This window comes from Agrobacterium tumefaciens, assembly GCF_009649785.1.
Classification (GTDB): Bacteria; Pseudomonadota; Alphaproteobacteria; order Rhizobiales; family Rhizobiaceae; genus Agrobacterium; species Agrobacterium tumefaciens.
This window is the reverse complement of the sequence record NZ_WJOK01000016.1, coordinates 1-18,127: the sequence shown is the minus strand read 5'-3', so window position 1 is coordinate 18,127 and position 18,127 is coordinate 1. Positions and strand designations below refer to the sequence as shown.

The 18,127-nt window shown below is 56.0% G+C and carries 14 protein-coding genes and 3 pseudogenes; 9 read left to right on the top strand and 8 right to left on the bottom strand.

The window, feature by feature from the left end; genetic code table 11:
- Nucleotides 1-214: 214 nt before the first annotated feature.
- The 3 genes and pseudogenes from GH784_RS17265 (at nucleotide 215) to GH784_RS17255 (ending at nucleotide 3,009) form a co-directional block, all read left to right on the top strand.
- Nucleotides 215-1,123, top strand: coding sequence for a nucleotidyltransferase and HEPN domain-containing protein (locus GH784_RS17265; RefSeq protein ID WP_153793608.1), 909 nt, complete (start codon nucleotides 215-217; stop codon nucleotides 1,121-1,123).
- Nucleotides 1,124-1,409: 286 nt separating this feature from the next.
- Complete coding sequence (locus GH784_RS17260) at nucleotides 1,410-2,003, top strand: DUF6088 family protein (protein ID WP_153793607.1); 594 nt, start codon at nucleotides 1,410-1,412, stop codon at nucleotides 2,001-2,003.
- Nucleotides 1,996-3,009: pseudogene (locus GH784_RS17255) on the top strand (nucleotidyl transferase AbiEii/AbiGii toxin family protein). The gene GH784_RS17260 and the pseudogene GH784_RS17255 overlap by 8 nt, the downstream one beginning before the upstream one ends.
- Before the next feature lie 138 nt (nucleotides 3,010-3,147).
- Here the strand turns inward: GH784_RS17255 and GH784_RS17250 are convergent.
- From GH784_RS17250 to GH784_RS17225, 6 genes are all read right to left on the bottom strand, one after another.
- Nucleotides 3,148-3,387, bottom strand: a complete 240-nt coding sequence (locus GH784_RS17250) for a hypothetical protein (RefSeq protein WP_153793606.1) — start codon at nucleotides 3,385-3,387, stop codon at nucleotides 3,148-3,150.
- Nucleotides 3,388-3,614: 227 nt separating this feature from the next.
- Nucleotides 3,615-5,015, bottom strand: a complete 1,401-nt coding sequence (locus GH784_RS17245) for a CehA/McbA family metallohydrolase (protein ID WP_153793605.1) — start codon at nucleotides 5,013-5,015, stop codon at nucleotides 3,615-3,617.
- Nucleotides 5,016-5,029: 14 nt separating this feature from the next.
- The gene (locus GH784_RS17240; protein WP_153793604.1) at nucleotides 5,030-6,130 is read right to left on the bottom strand and encodes an ABC transporter ATP-binding protein; all 1,101 of its coding nucleotides are present in this window, start codon (nucleotides 6,128-6,130) and stop codon (nucleotides 5,030-5,032) included.
- A 15-nt stretch (nucleotides 6,131-6,145) separates the two neighbouring features.
- Complete coding sequence (locus GH784_RS17235) at nucleotides 6,146-6,976, bottom strand: carbohydrate ABC transporter permease (protein ID WP_153793603.1); 831 nt, start codon at nucleotides 6,974-6,976, stop codon at nucleotides 6,146-6,148.
- Nucleotides 6,976-7,884: a carbohydrate ABC transporter permease gene (locus tag GH784_RS17230; protein ID WP_153793602.1), complete on the bottom strand. Its 909-nt coding sequence runs from the start codon at nucleotides 7,882-7,884 to the stop codon at nucleotides 6,976-6,978. The genes GH784_RS17235 and GH784_RS17230 overlap by 1 nt, the downstream gene beginning before the upstream one ends.
- A gap of 83 nt (nucleotides 7,885-7,967) precedes the next feature.
- Complete coding sequence (locus tag GH784_RS17225; protein ID WP_153793601.1) at nucleotides 7,968-9,332, bottom strand: extracellular solute-binding protein; 1,365 nt, start codon at nucleotides 9,330-9,332, stop codon at nucleotides 7,968-7,970.
- Between the two features lie 284 nt (nucleotides 9,333-9,616).
- On the opposite strand from GH784_RS17225, the gene GH784_RS17220 reads away from it, so the two are divergent.
- Together GH784_RS17220 and GH784_RS17215 are read left to right on the top strand one after the other, a co-directional pair.
- The gene (locus GH784_RS17220) at nucleotides 9,617-10,657 is read left to right on the top strand and encodes a LacI family DNA-binding transcriptional regulator (protein WP_153793600.1); all 1,041 of its coding nucleotides are present in this window, start codon (nucleotides 9,617-9,619) and stop codon (nucleotides 10,655-10,657) included.
- Between the two features lie 11 nt (nucleotides 10,658-10,668).
- Nucleotides 10,669-12,600: a DUF5054 domain-containing protein gene (locus tag GH784_RS17215; protein WP_153793599.1), complete on the top strand. Its 1,932-nt coding sequence runs from the start codon at nucleotides 10,669-10,671 to the stop codon at nucleotides 12,598-12,600.
- A 4-nt stretch (nucleotides 12,601-12,604) separates the two neighbouring features.
- Here the strand turns inward: GH784_RS17215 and GH784_RS27800 are convergent.
- Nucleotides 12,605-12,809 (bottom strand): annotated as a pseudogene (locus GH784_RS27800) (IS110 family transposase); the annotation flags it as partial.
- A 331-nt stretch (nucleotides 12,810-13,140) separates the two neighbouring features.
- The gene (locus GH784_RS17210; RefSeq protein WP_236775934.1) at nucleotides 13,141-13,542 is read right to left on the bottom strand and encodes a hypothetical protein; all 402 of its coding nucleotides are present in this window, start codon (nucleotides 13,540-13,542) and stop codon (nucleotides 13,141-13,143) included.
- Nucleotides 13,543-13,902: 360 nt separating this feature from the next.
- Between GH784_RS17210 and GH784_RS17205 the strand changes: the two genes are divergently transcribed.
- The 4 genes and pseudogenes from GH784_RS17205 to GH784_RS27745 form a co-directional block, all read left to right on the top strand.
- On the top strand, nucleotides 13,903-15,039 hold the full coding sequence (locus GH784_RS17205; RefSeq protein WP_153793597.1) for a hypothetical protein: 1,137 nt from the start codon (nucleotides 13,903-13,905) through the stop codon (nucleotides 15,037-15,039).
- A gap of 334 nt (nucleotides 15,040-15,373) precedes the next feature.
- The gene (gene hxsB / locus GH784_RS17200) at nucleotides 15,374-16,783 is read left to right on the top strand and encodes a His-Xaa-Ser system radical SAM maturase HxsB (RefSeq protein WP_153793596.1); all 1,410 of its coding nucleotides are present in this window, start codon (nucleotides 15,374-15,376) and stop codon (nucleotides 16,781-16,783) included.
- A complete protein-coding gene (gene hxsC, locus GH784_RS17195; protein ID WP_141194396.1) occupies nucleotides 16,780-17,868 on the top strand; it encodes a His-Xaa-Ser system radical SAM maturase HxsC in 1,089 nt (362 codons plus the stop codon). The genes hxsB and hxsC overlap by 4 nt, the downstream gene beginning before the upstream one ends.
- Nucleotides 17,865-18,127: pseudogene (locus GH784_RS27745) on the top strand (His-Xaa-Ser repeat protein HxsA); the annotation flags it as partial. The gene hxsC and the pseudogene GH784_RS27745, both read left to right, overlap by 4 nt.

The following is an 18,127-nucleotide window of genomic DNA, read 5'->3' as shown; positions in this document are numbered from 1 at the left end:
GTGTTTCGGCATGGAATATTGACGGTTCTGGCGGGGTGGGATGCGGACGAAACTTGGACCACCAGGAGGTAGTTCATGTATTCTTATTCCGACAGACCTCGATCCTAAACCGAAAAATGGCGTCCTAGCCCCTCAACCCCTACAACAATGTGGAGTAGCAATAGCCAGCCGATCACGGTTAGGATAGCTGTTCAGAAGAATCGATGGTGAGGCCATGAAATCGGATATCGGACATCTTCCGCAGACGAAGCAGCGCGAACTGGAAAGGGTCGTCCGGATCATCCATGAAGAGTTCGCCGGCATTGTGGAGCGCTCGAAGTCCGAAGCCAAGAAAGACGGGCGGATTTATAAAATCATCCTGTTCGGTTCTTACGCTCGTGGCACCTGGGTGGACGAGCCGCACACATCGAAAGGTTATCGATCGGATTTCGATATTCTTGTCATCGTCAGCAACAAGGAATTGGCTGACCCGAAATACTGGGACAAGGCGACCGACAGGCTGATGTGGGACAAGGAGATCGAAACACCCGTTGGTCTGATAATGCACGGCGCCCGCGAGATCAGCAACTTCTTGCATGACGGCCAGGCCTTCTTCGTCGATCTCGCCCGTGAAGGTGTCGTGCTCTACGAATTCGATGACCGGCCGTTGGCTGAAGCGAAACCGCTCAGCCCTGCCGATGCACTGAGAGTCGCCGAGGAGCATTTTGAAAAGCAATTCGGCAGTGCCAACTACTTCCTTCAGTTAGCACGTTACGCGATAGCGGATGATCAACCAAATCACGCAGCTTTCTTGCTTCACCAGGCGGTGGAAACTGCCTACAACTGCTATCTCCTGACACTGACCAACTATTCGCCTGCGTCTCACAACCTTAAATTCCTGCGCGGGCTTTCGGAGGATCGGGATCGCCGCCTTGTCGACATATGGCCGAGGGACCATCAGCGGTTTACCGCATGGTACAACATTCTCAATGAGGCCTACGTCAAAGCGCGCTATTCGAAGCGTTTCGAAATTTCCGAAGAGGCACTCGCCTGGCTTCAGGAGCGAACCGCAGAACTTCACGACCTTATCGAGGCACTCTGCCGCGAGCACATAAACAAACTGCAGCAGGTAGCGAAGTCCTGACGGCGGTTATGCAACGGCTGCCGGGATCGCACAACCGCCTGGTTTTGGCCGAGGATCAGAACTGACGACCCGTTTTTCGGCCATGCAATAACGACGATTTGTAGTTCTTGCGCTCACATGAGGATTTTGAAGATGAGCCCGACGAATAAGCCGGAATGCGTGCGTGCCAGCCGGGTCGAATTTAGCTGATGGAGAACTGGCCTTGGGTTAACGACCGTGGTTTGACAGGGCCCACCACATTGCAAACTGTCAGAAACGTGCATGTATTTCTGACAGGAGAACTAATATGCAACGACTGACGACACAGATCATGGCCTATGCCAAACAGCTGCCCGAGGGAACGGCGCTATCCGCGAAGGCCTTTCTGCATTTGGGAAACCGAGCGGCGGTAGACAAGGCTTTGTCGCGTCTTTATGAACGCGGCGAGCTCGTTCGAGCCGGTCGGGGGATCTATCTCAAGGCAATCAAGAGTCGCTTTGGAAGCCGGCCACCGACGGTCGAGCAGGCCGTTGAAGCCGTTGCGCAACAGCGTGGCGAAGTGATCGTTTCGAATGGTGCTGCGGCTGCAAACGCGTTGGGGCTGTCCACTCAGGTACCGATCCGGTCCGTCTTTTTCACATCCGGCCGCAGCCGAACCATGACTGTCGGTAGCCAGACGGTCGAGTTGAAGCACGTGCCGCGCTGGCAGCTCGCCTTGGCGAATAAGCCTGCCGGCTTGGCTGTGCGCGCGCTAGCATGGCTTGGTCCGGAAAAGGCAGAAGAGGCACTTCCGAGCATCAAGCGGAAGCTTTCCGCCGAAGCGTTCGGCGAACTCGTTGCAGCCGCCCCTCAGTTTCCCAGCTGGCTTGCCCGCAGTGTTGGAAAGGCCGCTTATGGCTGAACAGTTTTTGCAGCTGTCTCGGGACGATCGAAGGGACGTTCTTGCAATCGCCGCGGAGAAAGCCGGGCGGCCGATTCATCTTCTGGAAAAGGACACATGGGTCGTCTGGGCACTGCAGACCCTTTAGGGAACGGCGCTCGGTGACCATCTCGTCTTCAAAGGCGGCACGTCCCTCTCTAAAGCCTACAACGCTATCCGCAGATTTTCGGAAGATGTCGACCTAACCTACGATATCCGCGAACTTGCTCACGATCTCGTCGGCGAGAACGAGCAGGCGTTGCCGGAAACCAGAAGCGAGGAAAAGCGCTGCTCGAGCGAGGTCCGCAAGCGTTTGCCGGCCTGGGTATCGGAGACCGTGAGCCCGCTGATTGTCGATGCGATCGACGCCCAGTCGCTTCCAGCCACCGTCCGCATCGAAGCCGACAAGCTCTTCATCGACTACGAAGCAGTTGTCGGAGGATCCAGCTATGTCGCGCCGAGCGTCATGTTGGAGTTCGGGGCTCGGTCGACCGGAGAACCGGCAAGCGTTCGCGACATTTCATGCGACGCTGCGGGCCTTGTGGATGGCATCAAGTTTCCCACCGCGAAACCGCGGGTCATGCATGCCGAACGCACATTCTGGGAAAAGGCGACGGCAATCCACGTCTTCTGCCTGCAGGAACGGCTCCGCGGAGAGCGCTTTTCACGCCACTGGCATGATATCGTTCGTCTTGACGATATAGGCATCGCCGACAGCGCAATCGCTGATCGCGACCTGGCCAAGTCGGTGGTACAACATAAATCGATGTTTTTTGCCGAAAAAGCGGCTGACAGAACGCCGATCGACTATGAAGCGGCCGTGGGCGGAGGACTGCAGCTGACGCCTTCCGGCGAAGGAAGGGCGGCTCTCGAACAGGACTACGCCCGCATGCTGGAAGACGGTCTTCTTCTCGATAAGGCCGAGACCTTCGAAGAACTCCTCGCTCGATGCGCGAAAATCCAAGACAAGGCCAATGCCGTTGGCTGAGAAAAGCGTTCATGATCGCGCGAAGCCAATTGAGATGACAATTCACGCGATGGCCGACCCGTGATTTTCAATCGCTACGCCACCTATCGGCCCGGCCTTTTCGCTCGTCTACTTCCTTCCGGCAGGTGGAAGCTCCGGCTACCCACGGCGACCGCGGGCTCCGTCGAGCTCCACACCGGAACGCGGGCCGAACTGCGATGTCTCGATATTACCGCCATCGGGATCAAAAAGGCCCTGCTTTGGCACACGGTCGAATTTCGCACGCGCAATCATGTCGAAACTCTCTCGTGCCTCGGCGAGGAGGCTGCGAGCCGGCTGGCTAACGACCTCCACAGATTCATCAATCGCTACCTGCTCGAACTGATCGGGTCGGATCACGAGGCCACGCCTCCGTGCCGATCAAGCCGAGCGCAGAGCAGGCATGATAGATACCGAGCGCATAGATGATGTTCGGCATCAGCAGCGGAGCGGGCGTGCCATGAACTGTTAATAATTGATTGATTGCTCAATCGTTCACATCGAATACTCGGGCCGAAAGCATTCCAGCAGCGCATTCAGTCTTCGTTGCGGATATTCGCGGAGGATGTCGGTTGTGGTGCCCGATCCTAGGAAAGTATGTACACCGGATTGCTGACCGCACGGCGGATCCGCTGGCATTGCACGTCGACGCCCTTCAGCTGCCAGGGAAGCGAGCGGCCTCCCTGCGCCTTGAAGAAGTCGGCAACCAGTTTGTCGCAGCTCTCCTCCGCAACAATCTCCGCGCGGAGGAAGGTCTTTGCCTCGCCATTAAAAGTACCTGTCCATGCATTCGTCTCGATCGTCTGTGTGGATAGGGTGCCACTTGCGTCGATCCAGACAAGCAGATCGCCCGCGGCGCCCTTCACATCGGCTTCAGCCGTGACACGTCCGGTAACCGTCGAACCCATGGGCTCGCCGTTCACCGTCAGCACAAGATGTGGTCCGGTCGGGCTCTCCGTCACATAACCGCAACCCGCCTTGATCGCAGCGAGGATTGCATCTTCCGACAGTTCCTCCAGCCAGAACACCGTCGTCGGGCGGGCAAGCACCAATGGACCCTCGGGCATGAGCCGCACTGGCTGATGAAAATCGCTGCCTCCAATGGCGGAAATTTTCAATCCTGAAGCAAGGCGCTGCTGATAGCGATCTAGCGAAACCCAGTTCCAGGCCATCCAGTGAGATTGCCAGACTTCCATGCAATCGATCTGGGGCAGATCGTAGTCCCATTGGATTGTCGGTTTATCGTGATTGATGGACAAAAGCCCGCCGCGCTCATGCACAAGCCGGGAAAGAGTATGGGCATGCTCCGGTTTCGTCATACGAAAATCGATCCATTCATCGACACCATAGACATTGGCGTGGCCGTTTGCGGTCGTTATCTCCATCGCCCGGATGAAGACAAGGTCCGGCGAGGATTGCGGATGGAAATAACGGCGTTGCGTGATTGTGTTGTGATCAGCAATAGCTAGAAAATCAAGACCGGCCTGCAAGGCAGCCTGATGGAGCAGCTCCGGAGAGCCCAGCGCATCGGAATGGAATGTATGGCAATGCAGGTCACCCCGATACCAACCCGCCCCTTCCCGCCGAGGGAAGCGCCGTTCCGGCTGCGGCTCCAGTTGGCGAGGCGCGCTGTCGCACCGGATAGTCACGACGACATCCGCGCCGTTTTCAGGCAGTTTATAAAGGCCAAGCATGATTTTCCATGTGCCGGCTGGTATTTCGCCGTGGATGTAACCGGGCGTTGCATCGTCCGTCGCGACAAAGAAGCCATCGCGTGCGCTGCCGCTCCAGCCACGGAAACCTGCAGACGATGGATAGTCAGTCGCCCGGGAGTCCAGCACGCCGAGATCGATGACGCAGTCCTCGGCCTTTGGATAGACCATCGTCACATCGATACGCGTTACATCCTGCGACACTTCGAAGGGGACATAGAAATATGGATCGGCCGATTGGTCGGTGCGAGCAACGTGAAACTTGATCTCAGTCATTGAGGGATGGCCTCTTACTCATCGACAGCCGGAATACGAGCGCCGGCATCATCGAACAAGGTCACATGGCGGATATCGAAGGCGAGCGTCACGACGTCGTTCACCCGTATCTCATCGTCCGTGAAAATGCGGGCGGTTACCCGGCCAGCATCCTCGCGCTCCATCGTGACAAGGCTTTCCGGGCCCATGTTTTCATTGGCGAAAAGCTTGCCCGTGATGGTGTTTTCATCACCGGCCTGGGCGATCCGCAAATGTTCGGGCCGGACGCCAAGCGTCATCCGGCCGCTACCCGCGGCCGCCGCAATGGCGTCGGAGACAGGCAGGCCCGGCAGTGTCAGGCCATCGGCACGCAATTGCAGCTTGTCATCGGCAACCATGGCATCGGCCGACACGAGGTTCATTGGCGGGTTGCCCACGAAATTGGCAACGAAGGTCGTGGCCGGACGCCGGTAAATCTCGATGGGCGGTGCGAACTGAACGATGCGGCCCTTGTCCATGACTGCGATGCGGGTTGCAAGCGCCATGGCCTCCGCCTGGTCGTGGGTGACATAGACCGCCGTCATGCCCATGTCGCGCTGAAGGTGGTTGAGAAAACCGCGCGCTTCAAGACGTAGCTTGGCATCGAGGTTGGAAAGCGGCTCGTCAAAAAGATAGACTTGGCTGGGATAAACAAGCGCACGTGCCAGCGATGTACGCTGCTGCTGTCCGCCGGAAATCTGGCTCGGCAGGCGCTTCATCAGATCACCGATCTTAAGCACGTCAGCCACTTGCTTGGCGCGCGCGTGGCGCTTTTCCTCGCTCTCGCCGCGCACTTTGAGCGGATAGGCGATGTTGTCGGCAAGGTTCATGTGCGGATAAAGCGCATAGTCCTGAAAGACCATTGATATCTGCCGGTCCTTGGGGTGCAGAAAGGTGACGTCCTTGCCGCCGATCAGCACCTTGCCCGAGGTCGGCGTTTCGAGGCCGGCGATCATGCGCAGGCTCGTCGTCTTGCCGCAGCCGGAGGGGCCGAGCAGGCAGACGAACTCGCCGTCCGAAATTTGAAAGCTGATGTCGGGCACCGCATGAAAGTGACCGAAGCTCTTGGAGACATTCTGGAATTCGACAGAGGCCATGAAACTGATTTCCGATTACGACTTGATGCCACCAAAGAACCGGAAACCAAACTTCCAGTTCACGAAGAGGTAAAGCACGATGACGGGGAGCGAATAGATGAGCGAATAGGCAGCAAGCAGCGTGACGATCGGTGTGCCCGCCTCCGAATAGAAGGAGTAGATCGCGACCGAGGCTGGCATCAGGCTATCACTGCGCAGCAGGATGAAGGGGATGAGGAATGAACCCCAGATATTGACGAATGCCCAGACCACGACGACCACGATGCCCGGCCGGATGACCGGCAATGCCACGTCGAAGAAAGCCTGCAGCGGTGAGGCACCGGCCACCATGGCGCTTTCCTCGTAGGAACGCGGGATGGCATCGATGAAATCACGAAGAATGAACATTGCCGTCGGCAGCAGCCCACCCGCAAAAACGAGAATGACGGCGATGTGGGTATTGATGAGACCGGCCGCAGAAATGATCAGGAAGATCGGCACCATCGCCGCCGAACCCGACACGACGGAAGAAAACAGCAGAAGCGTATAGGTGACTGCTCCTTTTCCGGGAATTGACGAGCGAGACAGCGCATAAGCAGCAAGCGTTGCTGCCGCGCCGATCAGAATGACCCCGCCGAAAGACTGGATCAGGCTGTTCAAAAGGGCTCGCATTGCAAAGGTGTTCTCGAAAACCGTCATGAAATTCGAAAGAGTGAACGCTTCGGGAATTGCAAGTCCGAGTTCGGCGCGGGCGTTGAACGGTGCGAAGATGAACCAGACGAGCGGCAGGGCAAAGGCCACGCCGAGCAGGGATGCTGCCACGGAAAAAAGAATGCGGCGTTTAAAGACGTTTCCAGAGACCTGCATCACTCAGCCTCCGCCGTTTTCTTGCGCGCGATACGTAGATAGACAAGCGCAAAGGCGAGGTTGACGAGCATGATGATGACACCGACCGCCGCACCCTTGCCGAACTCAAAGTCCTTGAATGCGATACGATAGGTATAGATCGACAGCAGTTCCGTTCGGTATGACGGCCCGCCATTGGTGAGCAGGAATGGCGTAAACACGTTGAAAGTCCACATTGTGATGAGGATGAGGTCGGTGACGACATGGCCGCGGATGAGCGGCAGAGCGATGTCGCGAAGTTTCTGCCAGGAGGTTGCACCCGCCACGTCGGCTGCCTGGAAATAGCTCGGCGGGATGGACTGAAAGGCAGAATTGAACAGCATCATCGAGAAGGCTGCGCCACGCCAGGTGTTGAAGAACACGATCACCCAGAAAGGCTGCTGCAGAAGCCAGTCGCCGGGTGGCAGGCCGAGGCCGCGCATGATCATGTTCAGCGTGCCATTGTCATAGTCGAGAAAGGCGAACCACGCGAAACCGATGACCACTTCCGGCAATATCCACGCGGCAATCACCGCCGTCTGGAGGAACGACTTCAATGCCGGCGATACTGCCTGGCTGAGCCAGGCGAGCAACAGGCCGATCAGCGCCTGGCCTGCAAGCGCGGAAAGCAGCACGAATTGCAGCGTCAGGATGAAGGAAAAACCGAACTGGCCGCGGGTGAAGAACGTATCAGGATTAAAGAGGGCAAAATAATTTTGCAGGCCGACAAAATCCGGATCGACTGCCGTGCGCCCTATGAGCGTTCGGTTCGTGAAGGAAACGAAGATCACCCAGAAAAACGGGACCATAACGAAAATGCCGACCAGCGCGGCGGCAGGAGCCAAAAAGACAGCGCCTGCCCGCGTGGAAAGCAGCGAGAAGTTTTTCATGCTTTTTTACCTCATGGCGGATCACACCGATCCGTCGCAAATTGCGTCTGACCGGTGATCGGTCAGACGCAGTCTGTTATGCCTCAGAGGCGGCTAACCGTATTTTCTGCACCGACGATACCGATCACTGCGGTCTTGAACTGAGCCATTGCATCCTCTGGCGAGAGTTCGCCGGAAACCACGCGTTCGGTCATGCGCTGAATTTCAGCGGAAACCTTGTTGTAGTTCGCGTCATTCGGGCGCGCGGTGGTGATCGGCAGCAATGTCTTGGCGGTTTCCGTCAGGAAGGTTGAATTCGGGATCGGTACGTCATTCCGGATGCGGATCGCGGGCTGGATCGCCTGAAAGGCATCAAGCTGTTCCTTGCTGTTCATGAAAGAGAGCAGCTCCCAGGCTTCCTGCGGCGTATCCGTATTGGGGTTGATGACAAAACCGGTGCCGCCGGACATGGTGACAAAATCCTGACCACGCAGGCCACGGCCGGGCTTTTCGGACGGCATCTTCTTCCAGGTCATGACATTGTCACGGTCAGCGACTTCAAATTCCGCGCCCGGCTTGGTGACGGAGCGATAGAACCAATCGCCTTCGACCAACATGGCGGTTTTGCCATTGCGGAAATTGGCAAAGCTGCGGTTACGGCCATCGGCCAGCAGCTGAGCCCGCTGGTCCCCAAGTTTCTCGTCCAGATAGATTGTCTTGTAGAGCTTCAGCGTATCGAGGATACCCTGACTGGAAACGATGTATTTGCCGTTTTCATCCGTGACTTGCTCACCGGTTCCAAGCAGCGCCATCCAGTAGCCTTGCATCGTCGTGGCTTCGCCCATGGAAACGCCAGCATTCAGCTGTAGCGGGAAGCTTTCAGGATCGGAAGCCTTGATCTTGCGGGCGGCTTCGAGGAGTTCGTCCCAGGACTTCGGCTGCCAGCCGTCGGCATCAATGCCAGCCTTATTGAATACATCCTTGCGCACGAAAATCATGCGTGCATCGGTGCCAAGCGCAATGCCATAGGGTTTGCCCTGGTAGCTCATCAAGGCCTGAGAACCTTCCGATATATGCTTCCAGCCCTCCCAGGATGCCGCCGCGGGGCCGGCAAGCTCCTCGAGCGACTTCAAAAGGCCTCCCTGCACAAAGCTCGGGATCATGAAGCCGTCGAAACTGGAAATATCCGGGCCTGCACCAGTGGAGAAATCAAGCGCGAGCTGCTGCGTCAGCTGCTCGTCCTCGCCGCCAAACTGGGTCAGCTTGACCGTGACATCCTTGCCATCGGCCTTCATTTTTTCCGTGAAGGCGGGAATAACGGCCTTCTGAATCCATTCCGCCATGCCGGAATTAACACCGCCGATCACGCAGCGGCAGGTAATGTTGAGTTCCGTCGCGGCCAAGACCGGGCCCGACAGCGCGATTGCTGCTGTTGCACCCAACAACAGAGTTTTGATGCTCCTGCGCATTGAAAGTCCTCCCAAATATAGTTCGGCGCGACGGCGCGCGCTTTGCAAGGATCCGGCAAGCTAGAACTCCTCCGGTCCCCGCCTCATCCCGACATCAAGAATGAACACGCTTTCATTTTTGTCAACAGGGCCTCTACCAGAAAAAATTACAGACCCGAGTACGAACCATAAAACGAAGGATATGGCCATATTTATCGCAATTTTGCCACATCAAGCTTGACGGACATCGCCAAAAAGGCAATTCATCAATGAACACGTTTTCACTTCAGTGCCGAGTTCGACCTATGGATGAACTGAACAGCAAAAAAGCAGCCCGCGCGACCGCCGACCTCGTGGCGCGCGAAGCCAATGTTTCCCGGGTCGCTGTATCGCGTGCATTCAATCCGAATGCCTCGCTGAAGCCGGAGAAGCGCGACCGCATCCTGCAAGTGGCGCGCGAATTGAATTACACACCCGACATGGCCGCACGGTCGCTGGTCACGCGCCGCTCGCACCTTGTTGGCATGATCGTGCCTGATGTGTGCAGCCCTTGGGAAAGCCAGGAAATTGACGCGCTGACGACGGCATTGCAGGCAGAGGGTTTTGCCACATTGCTTTTCAAGGCCAAGGCCGATTTCAGCATGGACCAGACCCTGCTGACCTATATGCGCGGCTTCAACCCGGATTCGGTAATCGCGTTCACGGAAAATATTGCGCCTGACGTGCTGACCGGCTTTCTCGACCGCGCAGTGCCGATCTACGTCATCTATGACGATGCCACAGAGTTTTCCGGCAAACCTGCCTCAAGTATCTACGACCGCCTGCTGGTGCGCCAGAGAGAAGGCATCGAGCAGGCGGTTGCATTATTGCAGGGTTATGGCGCACGCCGTGTTGCCTATCTGGGTGGAAAGCAACAATCGCTCGCAAACAACGAGCGCGAGCGCATGATTACCGAAATTCTCGCCGAACGGGGCATGGAGCCACCGATCGTCGTTGCCGGTGACTATACCTATGATACCGCCTACCGCGCGACGCTCGACCTCTTCCGCGTCGGTGACGGTGCGGATGCCATCTTTGCCGCCAATGACGTTGGTGCCTTCGGCGCGATCGATGCGCTTCGCCACGATCTCGGCCTTTCAGTTCCTGGCGACGTGAAGGTCGTCGGCTTCGACGACATCCCGCAGGCCCACTGGAAAAGCTACAACCTCACCACAGTCCGGATCGATCTCGAAGATCGCGTCCGCGCCCTCGTCCGCCTCATCCTGAGGCGGCTCAAAACCCCCGACGCGGACCCCATGGTCGAAACGCTCGGCACGCGTCTCGTCGTGCGCGGCACCGTGGGCTAAACGGAAAAGATATGACAAAAAAGCGCGTGCATCTGGTCTTCAAGACCCATCTCGACATTGGCTTCACTGACCACGCGGAAAAGGTCCGCAAGCAATACCACGAACGTTTCATCCCGCAGGCTATCGAAACCGGGGCGCATTTTTATGCGGAAAATCCCGAGGCGCCAAAGTTCATCTGGACGACGGGTGCATGGCTGATCTGGGACTATCTCAATACCCGCCCCGCCTCGGATGTCGCAAAGCTTGAAAAAGCGATCGAACGCGGCCTGATCCGCTGGCACGGCCTGCCCTTCACCACCCATACGGAACTGATGTCGCCCCATCTCTTCCGCGCCGGGCTTTCCTATTCGCAGGAACTGGATCGCCGCTTCGCAACCAAAACAATTGCAGCGAAGATGACCGACGTTCCCGGCCACACGCTCGGCATGGTGCCGCTGCTGGCCGAAGCCGGCATTCGCTTCCTGCATCTTGGCGTCAACACAGCCTCCCCCCCGCCGGAAGTTCCCGACATCTTCCGCTGGCGCGCGCCGGGCGGCGAGGAAATCGTCGTCATGTATCAGCGCTCCTATGGCGAAACCTGTTTCCCCGAGGGCATGGCGGATGGTCTCGGTTTTGCCCATACCAGCGACAATATCGGCCCGCAGAGCGTGCCGCAGACGGCTGAAACCTATCGTGAAATGCACCACCGCGAACCCGAGGCGGTTATCCAGGCAGCCACCCTTGAGGATTACGGCGCGCTGATGTGGCAGGAGCGCGAACGCTTCCCTGTCATCGATCTCGAGCTGGCCGACAGCTGGATTCATGGCAGCGCCACCGATCCGCAGAAGATATCGCGGTTCCTCGCCCTGCAACGCGTTTATGATCGTTTCGCAGCCGACGGCCTCACCACTTCGCGCCTCGCCTTCGGCCGCGGTCTTGCCATGGTGGCAGAGCATACCTGCGGCGTCGACATCAAATCCTATCTGCGCGACGACAAAGCCTGGTCGCGCAAGGATTTCGAGGCGGCACGCGCGATCGACCACCGCTTTATCTATTCCGAAGCCTCATGGCAGGAGCAGCGAAACTATCTCGATCAGGCAATGTCGGCGTTGAATGAAAAAGACCAGGCCGAGGCGGAGGCAGCCACTGCTGCCGTGGCACCGCCTGCAATGCCCTCGCCACGCGCCATGGAAGGCAATCTGAAGGCCGGCGCGTGGTCGGCCGAGATCGATCCTACGACCGGGGATATCGTCACCATCATCGCACCATCAGGCCATCGCATCGAAGGCGGCGACGGGTCGCTCATCAGCTATCGTTATGAAAGCTACGACGCCAAAGATGTGACCCGTCATATGGATACCTATCTTACGCACAGGCAGGAATGGGCGGTTCTCGACCATGACAAGCCCGGCCTTGCCGCCGCCGCCACCGGTCTGTCAAAGACCTTCCTGCCGAAGCTGCTGGCCGCAGAAGGCGATAGCCTGCTCCTCTCCCTGCCGACGCTTGCAACGGCCGAATATGGCGCGCCACCGACCGTCTCACTGCGGCTGGCACAGGACGAGGACGGATTGCTGCTGACATTCGTCCTGCATGAGAAACCTGCCAACCGCATGCCCGAGGCAAGTTTCCTGTCGTTTACCCCGAAGGGTGATATCGCCTGGAACCTCAAGAAGATGGACCTCTGGCATAAGGCGGAGAATACCGCCGAGAGCGGCGGCGCTCAGCTCCAGGCGGTCACCACTGCTCGCGCAGTATTGTCAGACGGGCGGCAATACACGATCGAGCCCCTGGACACGCCACTCGTCGCACCCGCAAGCTGGGATTTCATGACGTTCTGCCGGCAACGACCGAGCTTCGCCCAAGGCATCCGCTTCAATTTGCACAATAACAAGTGGGGCACCAATTTTCCGATGTGGTGTGAAGGCAATATCCTCGCCCGGTTCAGACTGCGCGTTAGCGTTTGAATTTCACCCCGGTCACCGATGTGAAAATCGTGCCTTGTGTACACGCCACACAGGGGATTTGCGGATGCAATCGTCCATTTTCGCATCGATGCTGTCCACCTCTCGACGAAGGGAAGCAAACAGGCACTGAATTCTTTGCGGGTCGCCTTCTCCAGCGCCGTGCGTAACCGGTTCTCTTCGGCCACTATCATCTGAACGAACTGCCGCCTGCAGTCGACAAATTTGACGCCGGCGGCTGAGTTTGACACACATGGCAGGCGACCTGAGCCATGCTTGGACTTACGTTGGAACATGGCTTTGAAGGAGAGTAAGTCTTCAATGCTGCGAACAAAGAAGATGCTTGATGAAGGCACGGAGAGCTTCTTGTTCACGAAAAGGGGAGCGCTCTACGACCTCCTAATTCTCGACGTTAAGCTCTTGAAAGGAATCGAACCGACGGACGACCAACCCCGGTGAAGATCGAGCACTCCAATGCATTGTCTTAACTATGCTTTCGATCCGCATCAGTGGAGCTACAACGTCACCATTGTCCTCAGTAAGCTATAACGGCTCGACACGATATCTCTTGTCGAATTCTCGAAGGACCATTTCGAGTGTCGCCTCGAAAGCCCCCTGATCAAAATTCAGAGATTTCCTCCTCTCATGCAGATATCGCCAGTCTACAAATGCGTCTTGATGTTGATACAAGAGATCTTCGATCCCGTAGTCGATATGCAGCCCGCTGGGATGATAAGGCGCCATTGTTTCCTTGAATTGAGCGTCGAGTATCTGCTGACTTTCAGGTGTCAGGCGGCCAAATAGATTTGTTAGGTTATGCGACTTTATGACGGATCCATCGTCATGATCGAAAACAATCCAGGCTTTGAGGGCTAATTCCATCGCGAGCGCCAAGAGCATCGGCTCAACGCCCACATGGGCCGTCAGATCTATCTGATCCATCATATCCCGGTCAGAAAAGCTGTTTATTTTGTGAAGAAGCGCCTTCGCTGACGCTGATATTCTAGTCGCAGTAGTTAATCGCGCGCTCATCATTTCCCTTTGAGTAGATGGTGGTTACCTAAACTACCATCGTTCGACAGGCACAGACGCGCAACCGCCAACACACAAGCTTTGTTTGCCGTAGGCGAGTGCCGGACTTGCTAGATAGACAAAGCAAGGTGACAGCGAGCATTTCGGCTGAGCTTGCATAAGTCGCGCTAAGCGCGAAAACTTCTTCACTGTGTTCAATTATTGATTTCGTAGTTTGCCGAACCTGATAACGTGCAATGGCTCTAATAGAACGCGGGCGGGGGCCGGCACGAAATGTTTTCACCAAAGCTGCGATCTTTCTTCCGATGGTCCGGCCTGTCCGTTGCCCTTGGCATGGTCGTCTTGCATCCTCCCTCTGAGGCGGCAGCTCAAGTCGTCGCTGGGCACTCGATCGGAGAGGACCGTGGCAAGCTGGATGGCGTTGCCTGGCAGAACAGTTTTGGCGGTTATGTCGACGGGAAATTCATGGCTGCAAATGGGGTCGAAGTCTCCGCGACCTCCGAGCAGTCGACCGGGAAATTGGTTCGCTTGGAGGCCAAATGGGATGGAAAAGGCTTGCGCCAGCTCGCCTACTTTTCCGACTTCAGGTTCGGCCAAACAACTCTCGCAGATATCAAGAAGAGCTTCGGCAATCTTGGTCTGTTGCCTGCAGGCGGCTCATCTGTCCTGAGCACTCCTGATGGTGGCGTCACAATCTCAAACTTTTATGAGATTTCAGGTTCGAAGACGATAGCGACTTTCGTGACAAAGATCGGGCGAGCGGAGCTTCTTGACCTGAAACGCCGACATGGCGCGGATGCATATGCTCATATGGCGACGGTCGCCAAGCTTCATTCGATGGCAATATCCGACACGGTTTATTTCAAGAGCCTTCGCGGGACGGTATCGATTGCGGATGTTGGATATAGCCCTATCGCGTGGACACCGATGAGCAGTTCCACTGATAAACCCAAAAGACAAATATTGCTATCGAGGATAAAATCCACGCAATTGCCTGTGGCCCGTATCTATTCCGGACCGAGAAATCTCCCCGATTTGAGCGGCCAAAATTCGACGGTGCGCTCTTATCAAGACAGGATTGCAAGGCAGATGGCTGAAGGCCCTGCTTTCGCCGGTGAATATGCGGTCGTCCAAATTGATTGCGGCACTCGCTGTTCGAACGCCTATGTCGGAAATGTGCGCACCGGTGAGGTTTTCAAGTTGCCAGTGGGCGGACGAAATAACCTCGATCTCGATCTGAAGTACGAGCTATCCAGCCGCCTCATGACCGCGCAATGGTCAGACGCTGCCTCGGGAAAGTGCGCAATCCAGTTTTTCAGCTTTAACGACGGAGAGTGGATCGAGCTTCTCACACACGAAATTGGCGACAGTCAGGGATGCTCGACGTCCCTCTCAATTAACCTGCGGTAGTCTTTTCTCTATCGCAGCTGTCAACTTTTGATAGCCTGCATTTACCTCTCTGATTGGCGTCTAGTGAATGGTCTTGAAATGGAAAATCTACCCGGTAGTTCGCAATTGATCATCGACGAGCCGCTTAGACGTTGGCTCCCGGAGGCGTCGGTGCGGTTTCAGTATCTGTATCCGGAGATCGAGCTAACCGTTGATGGAGACATTGTTCGCTTCACTGGGACGAATGCAGGTGATCCACGCGTGAAGCGGGAATTTCAGTTCTGTCTCTATCGTCAGAAGATTTTCGAACAGACATTGTCGATGCGCAAGATGCTAATCGAGGGAGTGACAGGCAATGCTGGTCGCACCTCTTAAATTCCGCTTTGTCGACGACGGTAAGGTCCTTTTCGCGGATGACGCCGGTGGCTATTTCAAAGCAGGCGAAGAATTTCTGCACCGCTATGCTCGCGACGAGCTTCTGTCGTCAGATCTCGACTTCTTGAATGCGAATGGTAGTGCATTCAGCGAGGTGGGAGATCTCACTTATCTCGGCTTTGAACAACGTTTTGCCAGCCGCCTCTACCTTCCGGCTGAGATAGACTACGTCATTCTGGTGCCAACGCTGAGATGCAACCTGGCCTGCGGTTATTGTCAAGTATCACGCGTCAACGAGAATGCGCGAGGCTTTGACTGGGATGCTGAAACCCTGGCCGGTGTCGTCAGCTTCCTTGACCGCCTGTCGACCACCACCATCAAGATCGAGTTTCAGGGAGGCGAGCCGCTCCTACGCCTCGACGTCATCAAGGATGTGATGGAATTCTGTCGATGCAAATTCGATCACTGTGAGTTTGTCATCTGTACAAACCTGCAAGAAGTTTCAGATGAAGCTTGGGCGATGTTGAAAGAGCCCGACGTGTTTATCAGCACGTCACTCGATGCGACGAGAGCAATCCATCAGGCACAAAGAACTATGAGTGACGAGAAAACGACAGCGTTTTTCACCAATCTCGAAACCGCAATCGAAAAGCTGGGTGCCGAGAAAGTTTCAGCTCTCCCCACCATTGACCCACGCAAAGCGCCGCCACCGAGCGCCTTAATCGAGTCTTTCATTCATTATGGGTTCCGCTCCATCTATCTGCGCCCTGTGAACTACCAGGGCTTTGCCCGCAAAAAGTTTGACGCTCGCAGCAGCGCAGCGGCGTGGAATCAATACCACTCGGACTTCATCGATGAATTGGTTGCTTTCAACTGGGATGCTGACCAACCCGTTGAAGAGTATTATTTCACGCACTGTCTCAGACGGGTTCTGCGGTCCGGCCATAACCACCACGCAGATCTTCGTAACCCCAATATCATCGGTCAAAGCTATGTCGTCATAGACTACGACGGGAAATTTTATCCCACTGATGAAGCGCGCATGGTGACCCGCGTGGGGCAGCTGGACCTATCCATGGGCGATGTCTTCAACGGCATGAACCGAGATAAGATTGAGGTTTTAAACAGCGAGGCGATTAACAACTTCCACCCGGATTGCGTACACTGTCCCTATCAGGCCTTTTGTGGTGTTGACCTGGTAGACGACCTGTCACGATACGGACAGATCGATCTGCCGAAACATCTCACGGATTTTTGCCAACGCCATACCTACCTGTTCGATAAGATTTTTTCCCTGATCTATTCAGACGATCCGATGGTTCAAAAGTCCCTTGCCATATGGTCCGGATCTGCTCGCTTCGATCGCTCGCTTGCGAAGTCTCACCGATGATTGAGTTGCGCCTCAAAGTCGATCCCTTACCAATCGACGTTCCCCTGGTCGTCAGGCTGAACGATGATCCTTCCGACGCTAACGGTCAGCACGATGCTTTTTTAGTTGAGGTAACGAGAGAGCGACGGGAGTACGATTTCAACGGGTTCTCGTTGGGTGTTTACGCAGGCGTCGGCGAAGCCATGGCCGGAGATGTGCTTCTCCTTTTGCCAGGACAAGGAAGCGCTCATCGTCTGATAAGAGCTAAGTCAGAGCACAACACGTTTCTTGTCACTGAGCAATGTGACCAGCTGTGCGTCATGTGTTCGCAGCCGCCCAAGAAGCATCACCATGACATGTTTGAACATTTTGCACTCGCGGCTTTGCTTGCCCCGATAGGCGCTACGATCGGCATTTCCGGTGGCGAGCCTCTTTTGCATAAGCACCGACTGTTTGGAATGCTTTCTCACGTCACGAAAGCCCGGCCGGATATTCGCTTCCACGTTCTGACCAACGCTCAGCATCTCGATGGCGGAGATATCGAAACGCTTTCCGACCTCGGATGGGATCGCGTTCTATGGGGTGTCCCGATCTATTCAGCCACAGCCGACGTTCATGATCGAATCGTTGGGAAAGAGGGAGCGTTCAGATCTCTCGAACGTGGGCTCGCTACTCTGCTTCGCGCAGGTGCTTCAGTAGAACTTCGCACAGTTGTTCTGCAGCAGAATTGGGATGACCTGCCAGCTCTTGCCGATTTTGTTTCGACGAGATTGAGTGCCGTATCCTTCTGGGCTGTGATGCAGCTTGAACGGATCGGATACGGTCGGATGAATTGGACGACGTCATTCAAAGACACTTCGACTGATTTCGATCCCCTTGCCAGAGCGATCGATATTGCTGCGGCAAGAGGGATACAGGCTTGGCTCTATAACTTCCCAGCCTGCTCGGTTCCTCATGGCTACCGTGGGTATGCACCGTCGACTATTTCCGATTGGAAACGGAAGTATCTTGATTTTTGCGATAGTTGTAATGCTCGCGGAACTTGTGGTGGGTTTTTTCAGTGGTATGATCATCGGCAGGGGTTTGCTGCACTGGGGCCATTATGAAATCGCGGATATTCTTGATCCCGTCGCTTTTGGCGGCCGGTTTTCTGCCTTCCAAAACGACAGCGATGCCAATTGGTGAATTTGTCGAGAAAAAGAACTCCGTTCCAACAATTCTCGAACGACTGAAACTCAAGCATGTCTTTACTCTTGCGGGCCACCGGTCACATCGATCTCATTCGAGCCACCGATCGCACTCCAGTCACAGATCAAGTAGCGGAGGTGGATACAGCTACGGTGGATCATCGACGTACTCATCACC

Coding starts and splice junctions, on each gene's coding strand:
- GH784_RS17265 (WP_153793608.1), top strand. CDS start 215: ATGAAATCGGATATCGGACATCTTCCGCAGACGAAGCAGCGCGAACTG.
- GH784_RS17260 (WP_153793607.1), top strand. CDS start 1,410: ATGCAACGACTGACGACACAGATCATGGCCTATGCCAAACAGCTGCCC.
- GH784_RS17245 (WP_153793605.1), bottom strand. CDS start 5,015: ATGACTGAGATCAAGTTTCACGTTGCTCGCACCGACCAATCGGCCGAT.
- GH784_RS17240 (WP_153793604.1), bottom strand. CDS start 6,130: ATGGCCTCTGTCGAATTCCAGAATGTCTCCAAGAGCTTCGGTCACTTT.
- GH784_RS17235 (WP_153793603.1), bottom strand. CDS start 6,976: ATGCAGGTCTCTGGAAACGTCTTTAAACGCCGCATTCTTTTTTCCGTG.
- GH784_RS17230 (WP_153793602.1), bottom strand. CDS start 7,884: ATGAAAAACTTCTCGCTGCTTTCCACGCGGGCAGGCGCTGTCTTTTTG.
- GH784_RS17225 (WP_153793601.1), bottom strand. CDS start 9,332: ATGCGCAGGAGCATCAAAACTCTGTTGTTGGGTGCAACAGCAGCAATC.
- GH784_RS17220 (WP_153793600.1), top strand. CDS start 9,617: ATGGATGAACTGAACAGCAAAAAAGCAGCCCGCGCGACCGCCGACCTC.
- GH784_RS17215 (WP_153793599.1), top strand. CDS start 10,669: ATGACAAAAAAGCGCGTGCATCTGGTCTTCAAGACCCATCTCGACATT.
- GH784_RS17210 (WP_236775934.1), bottom strand. CDS start 13,542: ATGATGGATCAGATAGATCTGACGGCCCATGTGGGCGTTGAGCCGATG.
- GH784_RS17205 (WP_153793597.1), top strand. CDS start 13,903: ATGTTTTCACCAAAGCTGCGATCTTTCTTCCGATGGTCCGGCCTGTCC.
- hxsB (WP_153793596.1), top strand. CDS start 15,374: ATGCTGGTCGCACCTCTTAAATTCCGCTTTGTCGACGACGGTAAGGTC.
- hxsC (WP_141194396.1), top strand. CDS start 16,780: ATGATTGAGTTGCGCCTCAAAGTCGATCCCTTACCAATCGACGTTCCC.